Source organism: Streptomyces sp. NPDC001852, from assembly GCF_042891825.1.
Lineage (GTDB): Bacteria > Actinomycetota > Actinomycetes > Streptomycetales > Streptomycetaceae > Streptomyces.
Genome location: NZ_JBIATN010000027.1, coordinates 66,605 through 83,400 on the forward strand (window position 1 = coordinate 66,605; position 16,796 = coordinate 83,400).

At 72.2% G+C, this 16,796-nt stretch carries 14 protein-coding genes; 7 read left to right on the plus strand and 7 right to left on the minus strand.

Annotated features, from left to right (window positions below):
- Positions 1-34 precede the first annotated feature (34 nt).
- Positions 35-892, plus strand: a complete 858-nt coding sequence (locus ACFYZB_RS35340; RefSeq protein ID WP_388765467.1) for a helix-turn-helix domain-containing protein — start codon at positions 35-37, stop codon at positions 890-892.
- A gap of 27 nt (positions 893-919) precedes the next feature.
- On the opposite strand, the gene ACFYZB_RS35345 is transcribed toward ACFYZB_RS35340, so the two are convergent.
- The 7 genes from ACFYZB_RS35345 to ACFYZB_RS35375 all read right to left on the minus strand — a co-directional run bounded on the left by ACFYZB_RS35345 (position 920) and on the right by ACFYZB_RS35375 (position 7,872).
- Positions 920-1,372, minus strand: coding sequence for an NUDIX domain-containing protein (locus ACFYZB_RS35345; protein ID WP_388765469.1), 453 nt, complete (start codon positions 1,370-1,372; stop codon positions 920-922).
- Between the two features lie 32 nt (positions 1,373-1,404).
- On the minus strand, positions 1,405-2,691 hold the full coding sequence (locus tag ACFYZB_RS35350) for an MAB_1171c family putative transporter (protein ID WP_388765471.1): 1,287 nt from the start codon (positions 2,689-2,691) through the stop codon (positions 1,405-1,407).
- Positions 2,692-2,702: 11 nt separating this feature from the next.
- A complete protein-coding gene (locus tag ACFYZB_RS35355) occupies positions 2,703-3,179 on the minus strand; it encodes a hypothetical protein (protein ID WP_388765472.1) in 477 nt (158 codons plus the stop codon).
- A gap of 284 nt (positions 3,180-3,463) precedes the next feature.
- Positions 3,464-4,480 (minus strand): 3-oxoacyl-ACP synthase III family protein, encoded by a 1,017-nt coding sequence (locus ACFYZB_RS35360; RefSeq protein WP_388765474.1) that lies wholly within the window; start codon positions 4,478-4,480, stop codon positions 3,464-3,466.
- The gene (locus tag ACFYZB_RS35365) at positions 4,477-5,127 is read right to left on the minus strand and encodes an SRPBCC family protein (protein WP_388765476.1); all 651 of its coding nucleotides are present in this window, start codon (positions 5,125-5,127) and stop codon (positions 4,477-4,479) included. Before ACFYZB_RS35365 ends, ACFYZB_RS35360 begins: the two co-directional genes overlap by 4 nt.
- Positions 5,102-6,859, minus strand: a complete 1,758-nt coding sequence (locus tag ACFYZB_RS35370; RefSeq protein WP_388765477.1) for a thiamine pyrophosphate-binding protein — start codon at positions 6,857-6,859, stop codon at positions 5,102-5,104. The genes ACFYZB_RS35365 and ACFYZB_RS35370 overlap by 26 nt, the downstream gene beginning before the upstream one ends.
- Entirely contained in the window at positions 6,856-7,872 is a 1,017-nt protein-coding gene (locus tag ACFYZB_RS35375; RefSeq protein WP_388765479.1) for a GlxA family transcriptional regulator, read from the minus strand. The genes ACFYZB_RS35370 and ACFYZB_RS35375 overlap by 4 nt, the downstream gene beginning before the upstream one ends.
- A gap of 331 nt (positions 7,873-8,203) precedes the next feature.
- On the opposite strand from ACFYZB_RS35375, the gene ACFYZB_RS35380 reads away from it, so the two are divergent.
- From ACFYZB_RS35380 to ACFYZB_RS35405, 6 genes are read left to right on the plus strand one after another with little or no spacing between them, the layout of a single operon-like run.
- The gene (locus tag ACFYZB_RS35380; protein ID WP_388765480.1) at positions 8,204-9,466 is read left to right on the plus strand and encodes a phenylacetate--CoA ligase family protein; all 1,263 of its coding nucleotides are present in this window, start codon (positions 8,204-8,206) and stop codon (positions 9,464-9,466) included.
- Entirely contained in the window at positions 9,463-10,752 is a 1,290-nt protein-coding gene (locus ACFYZB_RS35385; protein WP_388765482.1) for an MFS transporter, read from the plus strand. The genes ACFYZB_RS35380 and ACFYZB_RS35385 overlap by 4 nt, the downstream gene beginning before the upstream one ends.
- The gene (locus ACFYZB_RS35390) at positions 10,749-11,885 is read left to right on the plus strand and encodes a GNAT family N-acetyltransferase (RefSeq protein ID WP_388765484.1); all 1,137 of its coding nucleotides are present in this window, start codon (positions 10,749-10,751) and stop codon (positions 11,883-11,885) included. The genes ACFYZB_RS35385 and ACFYZB_RS35390 overlap by 4 nt, the downstream gene beginning before the upstream one ends.
- A complete protein-coding gene (locus ACFYZB_RS35395; RefSeq protein ID WP_388765486.1) occupies positions 11,882-13,048 on the plus strand; it encodes an acyl-protein synthase in 1,167 nt (388 codons plus the stop codon). Before ACFYZB_RS35390 ends, ACFYZB_RS35395 begins: the two co-directional genes overlap by 4 nt.
- Positions 13,045-15,597 carry an acyl-CoA reductase gene (locus tag ACFYZB_RS35400; RefSeq protein WP_388765488.1) on the plus strand — a complete coding sequence of 851 codons (2,553 nt, stop codon included), beginning with the start codon at positions 13,045-13,047 and terminating at the stop codon, positions 15,595-15,597. Before ACFYZB_RS35395 ends, ACFYZB_RS35400 begins: the two co-directional genes overlap by 4 nt.
- Positions 15,598-15,655: 58 nt before the next feature.
- Positions 15,656-16,759 (plus strand): alpha/beta fold hydrolase, encoded by a 1,104-nt coding sequence (locus ACFYZB_RS35405; protein WP_388765489.1) that lies wholly within the window; start codon positions 15,656-15,658, stop codon positions 16,757-16,759.
- The last annotated feature ends 37 nt before the right edge of the window (positions 16,760-16,796 follow it).

The following is a 16,796-nucleotide window of genomic DNA, read 5'->3' on the forward strand; positions in this document are numbered from 1 at the left end:
GTGGGCTCGCCCGCCGATCTGATGGAGTACCTGCATGCCCGAGCGCGCCTTCGACGGCCGTGAACTGCGCAACCGCCGTGTGCTCCTGCGCAGGTCCCAGTCCGAGTTGGGTGCGGCCCTGGGCGTGGGGACCAACGCCGTGTCGCGCTGGGAGACCGGTCAGGCCACTCCCCCGCCCGAGCGGCTTCCCGCCATCGCCGCGGCACTCGATGCGGGCCTCGACGACCTGTTTCCGCGCCTGGGACCGCCCAACCTCGCCGACCTGCGCTGTGACGCGGGCATGACGCAGGCCGACACCGTGACGGTCACGAGGACCCGGTCACCGATGTCGGTGCGGGCCGCCGAGCGTGGCAAGCGGCCACTGCCCGAGGCGTTTCACGAGGCACTCGCCCATGCGTACGGCGTCACCGTGCCGGAACTGCTCGCCGCCCAGAAGCGCAGCTTCGGTCACGTCGTGCCCGTGCGGGCCCCCGAGGGTGTGTCGGCGGCCTCGGTGGCCCACAAGCTCGCGCACCTGCGGGACGACGTGTTCCAGGGCGCGCTGCCGTCGGACGCCGAGATCGCCGACGAGGGCAACCGCAGATCCGGCGGGCCCGTGCTCACGGCGGCTCTGGTCGAGGCGCTGCGGCTGGGGACCTACGCCGGTCCCTCGGACGAGATCCTGGACGCCCTGGCACTGGCCCTCGATGTGCCGTCGGTGTTCTTCCGCAGCCCGGACCCCCAGATCGAACGACTGGTGGTGTCGACGCGCGCGGTGAGGAACAGTTTCACCGTGGAGGCGGCGCGCGGTGGCGAGCACGAGATTCCCGCCGCCGCGCGGGCCGAACTTCTGGACTTCATCAGCAGCACGATGGCCGAGATCCTCGGCCCCGATGCCGACGTGCCCGAGTGAGCTCCGCCCCCCGGCCTCCCCTCTCGGCTACCGGACGAACTCGCGGTAGGTGGTACCGCCCTCCGCGAGACATGCCAGCGCGGCCTCCCAGACCGGCCGCACGGCAGGCGGGATCTCGTCCGGCCCGATCTCGTCCGGTGCGCTGAACCGGTAGTCGGTCAGCTCGCTCTCCTGCAGGACGATGGAGTCCCGCTGCTCCTCGCCGAGGACTCCGCCGTCGAAGACGAAGTACATGTGGCCACCGGCCGGCGTCCGGACGAAGGCGCTCACCAGCAGCCGTCCGATGGCCTGGTCGATGCCGAGTTCCTCCAGCAGCTCACGGCGCGCCGCCTGGGCCGGCGTCTCACCCTTGTCGACGCCACCGCCCGGAAGGTTCCAGCCCGGCTTGTAGCCGGGCTTGACGATCAGGAACCGGCCCTCGCCGTCCCGGAGGACTGCCGCGGCGGACATCGTGGGACGGGCGGGGTTGGGGGGAGTCATGTGCAGTCCTCGGGGTTCTCGGAATCGGTTGGTCAACTGCGGCCGCTGAACTCGCCGGTGAGCAGGTCCTCGGCGTCGGCAGGGGTCGTGAGCCGGTAGGCGGATGCCAGGTCCCGCAGGTGGGTGACCTCGTCGTCGGGGGTGGCTCCCGGGTCGAAGGGATACGGCGCGCTCACGCCGGCCGGCTCGTGCGTGGGCTCATCGGCCGTGGCCAGCGCGGCGCGGATCCAGAGCGCCTCGGCCTGCACCTCGGTGGCGTGCTCGGGCCCGAGGTCGGTCCCGGCGCGCGCGAGGGCGCGCTCGGCGAGGTCGTGCGGAGCGTGACGTCTCAGCAGGAAGACCGCGTCGCGGATGTCCATGGCGAATCGGTCCAGGCGGGCCGGCAGCGACGGGTCCGGGCTGAAGAGCACGTCGCGTAGGGCGTCGAGCCGTGCCGCCTTCGCCGTGATGCGGGTGAAATACGTGCTGGGGCGGTGCCGGACGGCGTCCGGGAAGCGCAGTGCGAGCTGCCGCCATAGAGGATGGAGGTCCACGAGGCTGCGCAGGGCGTGGTACCGCTCGCGCGCGGCGTGCGTCGCCGGAGCTATGGCGCCGAGGCCCCAGAGCAGGAAGCACAGGTACAGGAGGGTGTCGGTCACCGTCTCCTGGGTGTGCTCGGTGCCGTCCGAAACCCGGGAGAAGGTGACCACGGTGAGGAAGGCGATGCGGATCACCGAGTAGACCGTCGTGATCAGCATGGCGGTGGACATCATCCGCAGGCCGTTGCGCAGGGAGCGGAACGGTGCGTCCTTGACGGCACCTCCCCACTGGACCGCGCACACCGCGGCCGCGACACCGGCGTACAGGTAGAACAGGCCCATGTACACGGCGAGGGCCGCCTGGCCGCGATACCGCTCGATGAAGAAGGGGGTGGCGGTGTCGGGCTTGCCCAGGAGGAAGAAGAAGATCACCCCCATCACCAGGACGGTGGCCACCGAGGCCCGGGTGGCGACGCGGTGAACCAGGGCGGACAGCCGGACGGCACGGGAGCGCTCGCCGTCCGGGCCCGCCGTGCGGTAGACCGCCGTGACGTAGCGGAGGATCACGCAGATGCCGATGATCGACAGCACGTGTTTCACGAAGTAGGCCAGGTCGGGCACATCGAGGCTGTCCAACGCGGTGATTCCCGCGGACGTGCGGCTCAGCCATGCGGCGGCGAAGGCCACGAAGGCCCCCCACAGCGACCGGTCCCGTGCGTGGCCCCTGACCGCCGACTTGGCTCTCAGGCCGGCCTGTATGAGGAGCAGGCCCGCGATGAGGTAGGCCAGGAGGTCGGACATGTTCGGGTCCTTCAAGTCTTGGGCCTGCCGTAGGTGAAGTCCTGGGCGAGGCTGCGCGTGGTCGGGTCGTCGATGGCGTGCTGGGTCTGCGCCAGCCGGTTGATGAGCGCGGCCGCGTCCTCGGCACGCTGTTCGACCCGGGTCTCGTACCGCCGACGGGCGGCGGCCTGCCCCGCGGCCACCAGGCGCTCGGCACGCTCGGCCGAGAAGTCGGTCAGCAACTCGTCGGTGCCGATGACACCGGTGGAGTCCTCCGCCCACAGGTGGACCAGCTCGTGCAGCTTGACCTGCCTCTCGTGCCACGGCGAACCGCTGCTGACGTGAAAGATCAGATCGAGAGGCCGCGTGTCGTGCCGGACGTAGAGACCGCAGATACCGGTGACACCGGCGATGTGGTCCGGCAGAGGCTTCATCACGATCCGCCGGCCGCGGGCTTCTTCCATGTTCCGGACCAGTTGATCGAGGTTGAAGGGCTCTGGCAGCGGCATCGAGGAGACGATCAGCTCCGTCTCGCGACGGAGCGCACGCCGTGATCTTCCACGCCTGATCATCCGCACGCAAGTTCCGCTCTCGCACCGCAACGGCTGCGGTTACTGTGGCCCGACCCTTCGGACGACACCCGGACGTTCAGTAAATTCCCCCCGATGTGTGGCGAACGGCTGCAGGGAGCCATGGGATCGGCCGCTTCCGCAGCCCGGATCTTGCAATGCTTCAGCGAGCATGTCAACGATCGTACTCAGCGCGGCCACCGGGCCGCTGCCGGCCGCGGCCGTCAACGTCCCTGCCCCCAGCGGAGTGCGGCGGCACCGGCGTAGTCCCCGGCGTGGGCGAATCCGGCCAGCACCACCAGGTCGCCCTCCCGGATCCGCTGGGAGCGGATCGCGTCGTCGAGTGTGACGGGCATCGCGGCGCCGAAGAGGTTTCCGCACCGGTCGAAGGTGTCGGGGTGGCGTTCGGCGGGCAGGCCCAGCGCATCACGCCAGTTGCGCAGGAAGGTGCGGTTGGGCTGGTTGGTGATCAGGCAGTCGATGTCGGTGGTGTTCCTTCCCAGGCGACGCAGCAGGTCTTGAACGGCCCGCGGCACCAGGCCGTTGCCCCGCTGCAGCACGTTGGCGACTCCGGCCTCGGTGAAACCGATGCGGACCTGGGCTTCCCCGGCCTCCCAGTACTTGCGCCCGTCGTCGCGCACCATGGCCATGTCGCCGGCATGGGCGGCGATGTGCCGGCTCTCGATCCCGAGGACCGGGGCGTGCGCGGAGGTGGTCACGTAGCCGACTCCGCAGCCGTCGCCCGGGATGGCGGCCTGGGACAGACCGCGCACCTGTGACTGGGTGAACAGCTGGCCCGCGGCGCTCTGCGCGTTGCAGATCAGGGCCGTACGGGCGTCGTCGTGCAGCAGGATCTGCCGGGCCAGGTCCAGCATGTGCACGAAGGAGGCACAGCCGGCGTTGGCCACGTCGATCAGGTAGCGCGGCGCCAGGCCCAGTCGGCGGGCCACTTCGGTGCCGGCGCCCACGAAGGGCTGGTCCGGCAGCTGGCTGTGCACGAGCAGGACGTCGACGCGGCGGACGGCCGCGCGGCCGTGCCGTTCGATCAGCGGCTGGACGGCACGCTCGATCATGTCCGCGTTGGTCTCGTCCGGCGCCACGTGGTGGCGTAACGGGGGGACTTTGAACATCGGGCTGTCGCGCAGCCTGTCCTCCGCCGCCGGGTGCTCGGTGAAGAAGGCGGCGGGGACGGGCTCGCCGGGGAGGTAGGCGGAGACGTCGGTCAGGCTCACCGACGTCACGGGGCCACCTGCTTCGCCGGGGAGCTGCTGACCGGAAGACCGTTGCGGTGCCGGTGCTCCAGAATGGCCTTGAGATTGTGCATCTCGAGGGTGTGACCGGCGTAGAACAGGTCCCAGTACTCACCCACCCAGCGCCGGCCGGGGTGCGGTGCCAGGCCGGGGTGCGGATTGCGCCGGTAGTACGGGTGGCGGCAGTTGGTCCAGGTGATCACCGATCCGGGGCGGCCGAGGACGAGGGCGGCCGGAACCACCCTCATCAGGTAGACCATCCACAGTTCGTCGCCCTGGTCCCACGCGCAGTGGTAGTCGACGGTCATCGCGCCCGGGTGGGCCTCGGTCCGGCAGTAGATCCGGGTGCCCTTCTCCAGGAGGTCGTGGCCGACCCACAGCCCCGGCGTCCCCGCGGGTTCGAACCCCCGCAGGCTGCACGTCCACTCCTGGAGGTGGTGGCCGCGGCTGAGATAGTCGTACGTCGCCCGGGGCGGGCAGTCGACGTACTCCTGGATGGTGCAGTACTCGCCGTACACCTGCTGGTGCGGGTAGGCGTCCGAGGTCATCTCCAGGCAGCGGGCGGCCAGTTCCTCGGGGCTGGTGTTCTCCACCCGCACGAGTCCCGGGATGTCAGCCAACGTGGATCGGTCGGTCATGTGTGAGCTTCTCCTCGTCGTGGGTCGGCCGGTGTCCGGGCGCGTCGGCGGCGCCCGGACCGGCTGGGGATGCGGTCAGGAAGGGCTGGAAGGGGGGTGTCTCGCGGTGGTCGAGGTCCATGGCGACCAGGGCCGGACCGCCGCCTTCGTTGCTGTGCAGCAACGCGGATCGCAGCTGTGCCGGGTTGCGGGCCGAGGCGACGCGCAGCCTGGGGAACATCGCCGAGGCGCCGGCGGCGATACGGGACGGGTGGAAGACGTTCTCGGCGCGGGCGCCGCCCTGGAAGACCTCCTCGCGCGTGACGCACATCGCGTGCGCGTTGTTGTTCAGGACGACGAAGGTGACCGGGGCGTCGTACTCGAGGGCGGTGTGCATCTCCATGCCGTGCATGAAGAAGGCGCCGTCGCCGGCCACCACGTAGGTCCGCCGGCCCGTGGCCAGCGCCGCGCCGATCCCCGCGCCGAAGGTGTAGCCCATGCCTCCCATCCCCACCGCCACGACGAAGCGGCCGTCGCGGGGCGCCGGCAGCGCGTGGATGGCGGCGGCCCCGACGTTGCCGGCGTCCACGAACACATGGGCGTCCTGCGGCAGCGCCTCGGCGATAGCGCCGACCACCGCGGCGTAGCCGGGGTTCGGACCGGGATCCGGGGGGAGGCGCAGGAAGGACGGCGGGTGGTGGGCCGGGCAGGCCGGGGGTCGCGGCGGCAGACCGCGCCGCAGCGTCCGGAGGCTGCCGGCCACCGGCCCGAGCAGGGGGATTCCCGGGACGAAGGGCGGCTCGGGATCGACGCAGACCACGGGCATCCCGGTGAGGAGCGGCTCCAGCCTCCCCCGCGCCAGGACGGGCAGGCGCGTGCCGACCAGCAGGCAGGCGTCGGCCCGGCGCAGGCAGTCCTCGACCTCGGGATGACCCATCACCCCTGTCACGCCCACGAACCGGGGGCCGCGGTTGTCGTAGACGTCCTTGGCGTCCGGCGACACGGCCACGCAGGCGCCCAGGTGCCGTACCAGGCGGGCCAGTTCCGCCCGCGCGCCCGTCCCGGCCGCGCCTTCGCCGGCGATCACCATGACGTGGGAGGCTTCCGCCAGCACACCGAGCGCCTCGGCCAGGCGGGCGGGATCGGGCCGCGGGTCGGCGGGCGTGTGCGGCGCCCCCGCGGTCTGCGCTGCGGGTCCCGTGACGGCAGGCGCCCCGAGGTGTCCCTGCTGGACGTCCTTGGGCAGGAGCAGCACGGCGGGGCCCCGGGGCTCGGTCTGTGCCACGGTGATCGCGCGGGCCAGCAGCCCGGGGATCGCGTCGGGTTCGGTCACCCGGGCGCAGAAGCGGGAGACGGGTGCGAAGACGTCCAGGGCGTCGAAGGAGCCCGCCGAGCCGCTGGAGTCCTGGAAGGCGCCCCGGCCCTCCTGGAAGGTGGGCGGCTGTCCCACCAGGGCCAGCAGCGGGATGCGGGAGGCGTGGGCCTCGGCCAGACCTGGAACCAGGTTCATCGCACCGCCCCCCGACGTGGCCGCGACGACGCCGAGGGATGCCGTGGTGCGGGCGTACCCGTCCGCCATGGTGACCGCGGAGAACTCGTGCTTGGCCACGACACCGCGCAGGCGGCCGGGGGCACGGTGCACCGCCTCGTACAGGTCCTCGATGTTGGCTCCGCCCACGCCGAACACGTACCGGACTCCCATCCGCTCCAGTTCCGCGGCGACGTGGTCCACGAGACGCATCCGGCAGGTCATGCCGACCTCCGTTCCGCCCACGCCGGCCCGGCTGCCGGGCCGGCGTGCGTCCGCAGCTGGAAGTGGTGCCGGTACTGTGCGGGGGTGAGGCCGACGACGGAGGCGAACGCGCGCAGGAACGTCTCGATCGTGGTGAATCCGCAGCGGCCCGCGATCTGACACACCGACAGGTCGGTCGCCTCCAGGAGCTGACGGGCCCGGGCGATGCGTAACCGCCGCACGTAGTGGCCCGGTGTCATCCCCACCGCCCGCGCGAAGACCCGGGCGAAGTGACGTGGGCTCATGTTCGCGCGCCGGGCGAGTTCGGACACCGGCAGCGTGCGGTGGAGGTTCTCCTGGATCCAGTCCTGAACGGCCCGGATCGGCTCCTGTTCGGTCAGCTGTGCGTCGAGAACCATGCTGAACTGGGTCTGGCTGCCGGGCCGTTTGAAGTACAGCACCAGGTATTTCGCCACCTCCAGGGCGCATGCCGCCCCCAGGTCGTCCTCCACGAGGGCCAAGGCCATGTCGATGCCGGTGGAGACCCCCGCCGAGGTGATGTAAGGGCCGTCCCGGACGTAGATCGGCTCGGTGTCCACCGTCACCGCGGGGTAGCGACGCGCCATCTGGTCCCCGAAGGCCCAGTGCGTGGTGGCCCGTCGCCCGTCGAGGAGCCCGGCCTCCGCCAGCAGAAAGGCCCCGCCGCACACGGAGGCCACACGTCGGGACCGTGCCGCGGCGCGCCTGATCCATGTGACGAACGGCGTATCGGCCAAGGCCTCTTTGAGTCCGGGCCCACCGGGCACGAGCAGGGTGTCGATCGCTCCCTCTGCGGCCTCCAGGGGGGCGGCCTGTACGACGAGACCCGCGGAGGTGGCCACTGACGGGGCATCAGGGGAGACGCACTGCAGGCGGTAGGCGCTGCCACGCTCGGCCGTCAGGCGGTTCACGGTGTCGAAGACTTCGAGCGGTCCGCTGAGGTCCAGGGTCTGGGCGCCGGGGTAGACCACGATAACAACACGTCGTTGCCTCATGGTGACAGCCTGTTCCGGACGGAGGACCGTCCGCAATGACACACCGTTGACGATTTCTGCCACGCGCCGGTTCCACTGCCGTTACCGCGGGTTCCATAAATGCATTTTCTGGAACGCTCAACCTTTCCTTATGGACCGGCCGCCTTCTGTGACGGCCGTCTCCGTCACGGGATGGAACCGAGTAGGCCGGAGACGCGTCCGGCTGCGGCGGAGCGAAGTCCGGTAGGGACTTTGCGAGTTGACGCAAGGGCGTTTCGAATGGTGAGATGCCTGGCAGATTCTCCATTGATTTCGGAGTGAACCACTTCCGCAGGCTGTCGAGCAGGAATTGATGCCGGTTCAACCTCTCGCGGAGCTCATACGCTTCGCGCGTCAAAACTCTCCCTTCTACCAGGAGCTTTACGCTCACCTCCCCGATCACGTGGCACATCTCACGGACCTTCCGGTGGTGCCGCAGTCGGATTTCTGGCGGGCCAACTCACCCCGTGACAACAAGCTGCTGACCGCGCCGCTGGACGAAGCCGTCGTCTTCCGCAGCGGCGGCACCACGGGGTCCCCGAAGTTCTCGTACTACACCCGCACGGAATGGCGGGAATTCACCGCTGCGTTCGGCGCCGGACTCGTCACCGCGGGATTGCGGCCGGGTCACCGGGTGGCCGACCTGTTCTACGCGGGAGACCTTTACGCCAGTTTCAGCTTCGTTCTCGATTCCCTGCACCGTTCTCCGGTGGAAAACGTACGGCTGCCCATCGGCGGGGCGGCGCCCTGGGAATCCACCGCGGCCACCCTGGAGGAGTTCCGGGCGCAGGTCGTCGCCGGCACGCCGACCACGCTCTGCGCGCTGGCCGAACGGCTCACCTCCGCCGGCCGCACCCTGCCGGAGGTGGAGCTGCTGTTCTTCGGCGGCGAGTGCCTGTTCGGAGACCAACTGCCGCTCCTGAAGGCCGCGTTCCCCCACGCCGAGGCCCGTTCCCTGGGCTATGCGAGCGTGGACGCCGGACTGCTCGGCGAGGCGGTACCGGGCACCGACCCGAGAGTGCACCGCGCGTTCACGCCGTACACGGTGGTGGAGATCGTCGACGACGAGGCCGGCCTGCCGGTCGCGTCCGACGGCGTACCGGGACGGCTGGTCGTGACCGACCTGCGCAGACGGCTGATGCCCGTCCTGCGTTACCCGGTCGGCGACCGGGCCGCATGGGTGGACCGGGAGGCGGGCGTCTTCCGGATCCTCGGCCGGGCCGAGGAAGGAGTGCGGGTCGGCCCCGTCTCGCTGTACACGCAGGACGTGCACGACATCGTCACGGCGACCGACGTGGCCGGCCGGGTGAGCGGACTGCAACTCGTGGTGCGCCGCCGGGACGGCCGCGACGGCCTGCTGCTGCGGTTGGCGACGGGGGAACCCACCGGCTCGGACGCGGCGTTGGGCGAGGCCGTCGTCAAGGCGGTGCTGGAGCAGCGTCCGCTCTATGCGAGCGCGACCACGGCCGGGCACGTCAATCCGCTCGCCGTCGAGTGGGTGCGCCACCGCGACCTGGCCGTCAACGCCCGTTCCGGCAAGCTGATCCGCGTGGTCGACGAACGGCCGCACGCATGAGCACCCCCGCCCCGCGCGCACGGCGTCTGCCCCTCGTGCTGCGCAACCCGTCCTTCGGCAGGGTCTGGGCCGGTCAGGTCCTCAGCCAGGCGGCGTGCAGGATGTTCCAGGTCGGCGCGGTCTGGTGGCTCGTCGGGATCACGGGCGGCGATCACCGGGGGCTGGACTCCGGCCTCTTCCTGATGGTGAGCAGCCTTCCGGCGGTCGTGCTGGCCCCCGCCGTCGCCCGTGTCGTCGCGCGCCACGCCCACCGCACGGTGCTGGCCACGGCGACGGCCACGGCGGGCGTCGTCGGCGCGGCCACGGCCGCGTGGGCGTACACAGCCGCGCTGCCCATGGCCGCGCTCTACGCGGCAGGGCTGGCGCTGGCGACCTGCCAGGCGGTCTTCGACCCCTGTCTGACGACCTCCGTGCCCGAGCTGGTCGAGGACTCCGACATCGAGGCGGCCACCGCGTTCGAACTGTCCACCCAGTCACTGGCCGGGCTCGCCGGCGGGCTGCTGGGCCCGCTGGTGGTGGACGCGGGCGGACTGGCGGGCGTGGTGGCCGGGTGCGCCGGCGCCTACCTGTCGGCGGCCCTCCTGATCGTCTCGGCCCGCTTCCCCCGGGCCACGGCGAGCGACGGTCCGGCGGGCGAGGACGCGCCCCGGCCGCGGACGCTGCGCCGGATCCTGGCCGGCCTGCCGTTCGTCCGCCGCGTGCTGCTCTGCTTCGCCGCCGCCAACGTCTTCACCACCGCCGTCTACGTCGTGATGCCCCTGTACACACGGGGCGCCCTGCACGCGACCGGCTCGACCGCCGCGCTGCTGGAAGCGGCACTGGGCGCCGGCACTCTCCTCGGATCGTTCACCGGCGGGCGCGTTCCGGGCCGTCCGATCACCGTGGGCAGCGCGTGCCTGTCCGGCATGGCGGCCGCGCTCGCCCTGCCGGGCGTGTGCACCGGGCGCGGCGTGGCGGTCGGCTCGCTGCTGGTCGTCGGCTGGTGCGTCGGCGTCATCGGCGTGCGGTTCGTCGCGTTGTTCCAGCGGCGGGTACCCGCCGCGGACAAACCGGGCTTCTTCGCGGTGATGCAGGCGCTGCTCGGCGCGACGTTCCCCGTCTCCTCGCTCGTCTTCGGCGCGCTGGGCGACCAGCTGACGGCCCGCACGCTGTGCCTGGTACAGGGTGCCGGTCTGCTTCCGGTCGCGGTGGCGCTGTGGTGGCTGGGCGGCCGCGCCGACGACGCCGTCCCGCGGCGGCCCGGCCGGCCCGCCCACCCGGCGGCGCTGACGGGAGACGCGTCGTGACCGTGGTGCTCAGGCCCGCCGCGGTCCAGGACGTCGCGGAGCTGCGGCAGTTGTACTTCGACGTGTACGGGCACGGCTATCCGGTGCCGCTCGGCAGCGACCCGGCCGTCATGCGCCGGCTGATCAGCGACGGCACCGCCCACTGGCTCACCGCCCGCACGGGCCGCGGCGACCTGGTCGGCTCCGCCGTCGTGCAGACCGACGCGGGCAGCCGGGTCGGCAAGCTCGTCGGCCTCGCCGTTCACCCCGTGCACCGCGGCGGAGGACTCGCCTCCCGGCTGACCGGCGCGGTGTGCGGGGAGGCGTTCGGTACCGGTCGGCTGGACTCGGTGTACGCCACCGTGCGGGTCGTCACCGAGGGCCCGCAGAACGTCGTCGTGCGCAACGGCTTCCGGCCGCTCGGCCTGATGCCCAACGCGGTCGAGGTCGAGGGATGCGAGACTCTGGCGCTGTTCGCCCGCTACGCGGACGGCGTGCTGGAGCGCCGGGCCCCGGTCGAGCGGATACCGCAGCGCCTCGCGGCACTGCTGTCCGCGGCGGCCTCGGGCATCGGCATCGACTACGCCGGGGCCGGACGGATCGCCACCCCGCCCGAGCCGCGCGTCGTCACGGGGGCCGAGCCGATCGAGCTGATCGCGGCCCCGGCCTTCGTCCGCCGCCGTTTCCTGGAGCGGTTCCCCGGCGCGGGCGACCGTTTCTTCCCCCTGCACACGCCGAACTCCCTGCTGGTCGCGGCCGACGGCGGGTTCGAGGCGTACGCCGACCTCGATCCGGTGGCGGGCAGTTGCGCCCTGGTCGCCGTCCACCCGCGCCCGGCGGCCGTGGCCGGCGCGCTCGAGGCGTTGATGACGGCGGTCACCCGGGCCGGCGCGGACTACGCCGAGGCGCTGCTGCCGCTGGCCGATGCCGAGGCCCTGGACGTCTTCCTGGCGTCCGGGTTCGTGCCGAGCGCGGTGTACCCGGCGATGCGCCGCATCGGCGACCGCTTCCACGACTACGTGGTGCTGTCCCGCACCAGCCGTCAGATCGACTTCAGGACGACGGCCGTCAGCGCGTTGCTCCAGCCGTACCTGAGGGCCTACCTGACCGCCTGGACCGCCACCTACCTGCCCCTTCACGAGGTGTCCCGATGAACCCCCATCTCGCTCCCGTCGAGGTCCCCGACCCGGCGGCGCTCGGCCACGTACAGCGGCTGTGCGACCTCAGGTCGCCGTACGCCGCCGGAACCGAGGCCGACGAACTCTTCGCCGCCGCGATGGCCGAGGCCAACGCCTGGCACGCGGGACGCTCCCCGTTCTTCGCCTCACTCCTTGCGGATCCGCCGGAGGAGGCGGCGCCCACGGTCGGCGAGCGGGTACGCGCTCCGCTGGTGCCCGCCGCGTTCTTCAAGCGCCACGAGGTGCTGTCCATCCCCCGCGACGACGTCTTCCTGCATCTGACGTCCTCGGGCACTACCGGCCAGAAGTCGCAGATGTTCTTCGACGAGTGGACCATCCGCTCGGCACAGCGCATGGTGGCCCGCATCTTCGACCACTACGGCTGGATCACCCCGGACCGGCCGGTCAACTACCTGCTCTACAGCTACGAACCGGCGCCGTCGCTCAAGCTCGGCACCTCGTTCACCGACAACTACCTGTGCGACTTCGCCCCCGCCCGGCACACCACGCACGCGCTGCGGCACACCGGTGCGGGCCACGAGTTCGACGTGCACGGCTGCATCGCGGCGCTCCGGCGGTACGCGGAGGACGACGTACCGGTGCGCATCCTCGGCTTCCCCGCGTTCCTGCACTTCACGCTGGAGCGGATGAGCGCCATGGGCCTGCCGCCGCTGCGGCTGCCGGAGGGTTCGCTGGTGGTGCTGGGCGGCGGCTGGAAGGGCCACGCCGACCGGCAGATCGGCAAGGAGGAGTTCTACGCGGAGGTCACCGAAGTCCTCGGCATCCCCGGTGAACGCATCCGCGACACCTTCGGCTCCGTCGAACACTGTGTGCCGTACGTCGAGTGCACACACCACCGTCTCCATGTGCCGGTGTGGTCGCGCGCGGCCGTCCGCGACACGGCGACACTGCGCCCGCTGCCGTACGGGGAGCGCGGCTTCCTGCACCTGGTGAGCCCGTACATCACCTCCGTACCGGCGCACAGCGTCGTGATGGGCGACCTCGCCTCACTGCACCCGGGCGAGGAGTGCGGCTGCCCGCTGTCCACCGACTGGTTCACCGTGCACGGCCGGGCCGGGGTGAGCCGTAACCGCAGTTGCGCGGTCGCCGCCGCCGAACTTCTGAAGGGAACGCCGTGACCACCTCCGTACCTCATCTCTGGCAGGGCGAGTTCGTCGACGACGCCGAGGCCGGCCGGCGGCTCGCCGAGCTGCCCGAGCTGACGGGGCGCGTCGTCGCCCGTCCGCTGCCCACCGACGTGGTGATCGGCGCCTGTGCCACGGTGAGCGCCCAACTGACCGACCCGGCCTCGGCGTTGCACCTCCGGCTGGCGGCGCACCTGCCCGCGGACGAGGCCGGCGCCGTCCTCGCCGACCTGGCCGCGGCGCTCACCCGGCAGGCCCTGGAACGCAAGCTGCGCCGGGAGCTGGGCCGCCTGCGCCCGGAGCGGCTGACCCGGCCGGACGCCCGCCGGACGGTGTACGAGGCCTGGGCCCCCGTGGGCCTGCTGGTGCACATCGCCCCGGGCAACGCCGCCACGGTCGCGCCGCTGAGCGTCGTCGAGGGCCTGCTGGCGGGCAACCTCAACGTGCTCAAGACCAGCGGCTCCGACACCCCGCTGGCCGTCGAACTGCTCGCCGCGCTCTGCGCCGCCGATCCCACCGGGCTGATCGGCGAGCGGGTGGTGGCCCTGCGGTTCCCCTCGTCGCGCCGTGAGTGGCTGCGGGCGCTGTGCGGGCAGGCCGACGCGATCGCCGTGTGGGGTGGCGAGGACGCCGTGCGGTCGGTGAGCGAACTGGCGCCGCCCGGCTGCCGGGTCGTCGAGTGGGGACACCGGATCTCCTTCGCCTACCTGACGCGCGACGCGGCGGCCGACGTCACCACCCTCGACGCGCTCGCCGAGGACGTCTGCCGCTTCGAGCAGCAGGCGTGCTCCAGTCCGCAGGTGGTCTACCTCGACACCGAGGACAGAGCGGAGGTCTTCGCGTTCGCCGGGACGTTCGCCGAGCGGCTCGCGAAGGTCTCCGACGCCCGGCGGGCACCGCTGCCGGGCACGGCCGAGCAGGCCGAGATCACGACCGTGGAACAACTTGCCAGGCTCGAACGGCACCTGGGTCTGACCCGGGTGATCAGCGCCGGTGACGGCACGTGGCGGGTGCTGGCCGACACCCGTCCCGCGCTGACCGCCTCGCCTCTGCACCGCAGCGTCTGGGTGAAGCCGCTGCCGCGGCGCGCGGTCACGGCGACCCTGCGGCCGATGCGGCGGTACCTGCAGACCGCGGCGATCGGCGGCGGACCGGCGGATGTGGCCGAGCTGTCGCGAGCCGTGCTGGCCGCGGGTGTCACCCGGGTCACTCCGGTCGGCTCCATGCTGGAGGGCTACGAGGGTGAACCGCACGACGGCGTGTACGCGTTGCAGCGTTACAGCCGACGGGTGAGCGTCCGCGCGGGCGAGGCGGCGTTCCGCACGGTGCCCTGCCTGGACGACCTGGTGGCGCCGCCCGTGCCGGCCCCGCCGCCGGCCGGGCCGCTTCTGGGCAAGGAGGACGTGCAGCGGGCACTCGCCTCGCTGCCCGACGTGTACGCGCACCTGTACTTCCGCAGCGGGGGCTCCACGGGCGCCCCGGCCCTGTCGGTGTTCACCTGCGACGACTACGACAACCAGATGGGGGCCGCCGCCGACGGGCTGCTCGCGGCGGGATTCGACCCGGCCCGGGACCGGGCCGCCAACCTCTTCTACTGCGGCGGGATGTACGGAAGCTTCATCAGCTTCTTCTCCATCCTGGAGCGCCTGAACGCCACACAGGTCCCGATGGCCGCCGGACCCGACCACGCCCAGATCGCCGACGCGCTGGTCAGGCACCGGGTGGACACCGTGTTCGGCATGCCCTCCTTCCTGTGGCAGCTGTTCCACGCCGAGGCGGACCGGCTGCGTGCCTACGGCGGCATCCGCACCGTGTTCTACGGCGGTGAGCACTTCACGGCGGAGCAACGCCGGGTGCTGACGGACGAGTTCGGCGTGCAGGTGATCCGTTCGGCCGCGTACGGCAGCACGGACCTGGGTCCGCTGGGCTATCAGTGCACCGCGTCCGCAGGGGCGGTCCACCATGTGCTGACCGACCTGCACACGCTGGAGATCCTCGATCCCCACGAGGACGTACCCGTGACACCGGGTGAACCCGGCCGGCTGGTGTTCACCTCGCGGGCGCGAACCGGGCAGCGGCTGGAGCGCTACGAGATCGGCGACCTGGGACGTGCCGTGGCGGGCCCGTGCCCGTGCGGCAGCCACACACCGCGTCTGGAACTGCTCGGCCGCTACGGCGATGTGGTGCGCGTCGGCACGTACTTCTTCAACTACCGGCGCTTCGTGCAGACGGCGCAGGAGCGGCTGGGTTACCGCGGTGAGGTTCAGTTGCTGGTCGCCCCCGGTTCTGGCCGCGAGCGGCTGACGGTGCGCCTGGACGAGGCGTACGCGTCCGACGCCGACGCCGCGCGGGCGGCCTTCGTCACCGGGGTGGCGGAGGTGGCCTCGGCCGAGGCGGAGGAACTGCTGGCGTTCGCCGTGGAGGTCGTACCGGGTTCCGCGTTCGAGCGCACCGCGGCCAGCGGCAAGCTGCGCACGGTGGTCGACCTGCGCCGCCAGGCGCGGAGTCACACGCACGGCGTCCGGCTACACCCGGCGGAGTAGACCCGGTGGCTCCCCCCGCAGGATGACCGCGGGTGTGCCATGGGTGATGCTGTGGGCTGTGACAGCTCATCTTCGCCGAGCGGGAGCCGGCGCCGGAGACGGACACGGAGAGGGCGCCGGAGACGGGGGCGACCGTCCGGCGTCCGCTCCGCCCTCGCTCCCTGCCGAGCGCGCGCACCGGCCACGCCGCTCCCGGCTGCGGCGGTGGCTGCGGCGCGCCGCGCTGGGCTGTGCCGGCGTGCTGGTGGTCGTCACGGCGGCCTCGTTCGTCTACAACGGCGTCACGGCCGGGCGCGCCGCGCCGCCGCGGGGGCTCAGGTACGTGCAGGCCGCCGACATCCGCACGCGTTACCAGACCTGGGGCACGGCGGGCCCACCCGTCGTCCTGGTGCACGGCGCCTTCGAATCCGTGGATACCTGGTCGCGCCTCGCCCCGCTGCTCGCCCGCGACCACCGGGTGTACGCGCTGGACCTGACGGGCGCCGGATACAGCCGGCGCCACGGCCCGTACACCGTCGGCCATTTCACCCGGCAGCTCCTCGGCTTCCTGGACGCCATGCACCTCGGCGGTCCGGGCGAGCGCCCCCTGCTGGTGGGGCACTCCAGCGGAGCCGCCGTGGTCACCGAGGCGGCGCTCCGGGCCCCGGGCCGGCTCGGGGGTGTGATGCTCCTCGACGGCGACGCCCTGGACACGGGCGCCGGGCCACCGCCGGCCTTCAAGTACGTGCTGATCGACCCGTACCGCACCAGCCTTCTGCGGCTCGGGCTCGGCATCGACGCGGTGATCCGCAGCCTGTACGACGCACAGTGCGGGCCCCGCTGTCCGCGCCTGGACGCCGCCGGTCTGGATCAGTGGCGCCGCCCGCTGCGGGTGCCGGGCGCGGAGAGCGCGCTGTGGAGCATGCTGGCCGCCGGGGTGCCGGGGCTGCCCGCCGACCAGGTGGCCCGGCTCGCCGGGGTGCATCTGCCCAAGTCGGTCGTGTTCGGCGCCCAGGACGACGTGTTCAGCCGGCAGACGCCCCAGGAGACCGCCCGCCGGATCGGCGCACCGCCCGCGATGCTCATCCCCGGCGCCCGGCACCTGACGATGATCTCCAGCCCCGAGGCCGTCGCGAAGGCCGTGGACGGACTCACGGCGGCAGCGGTCGCGGCATCCCGGTGACCCCGCCCCTGCCCGCGGTTTCCCACGGGTGCCGGGG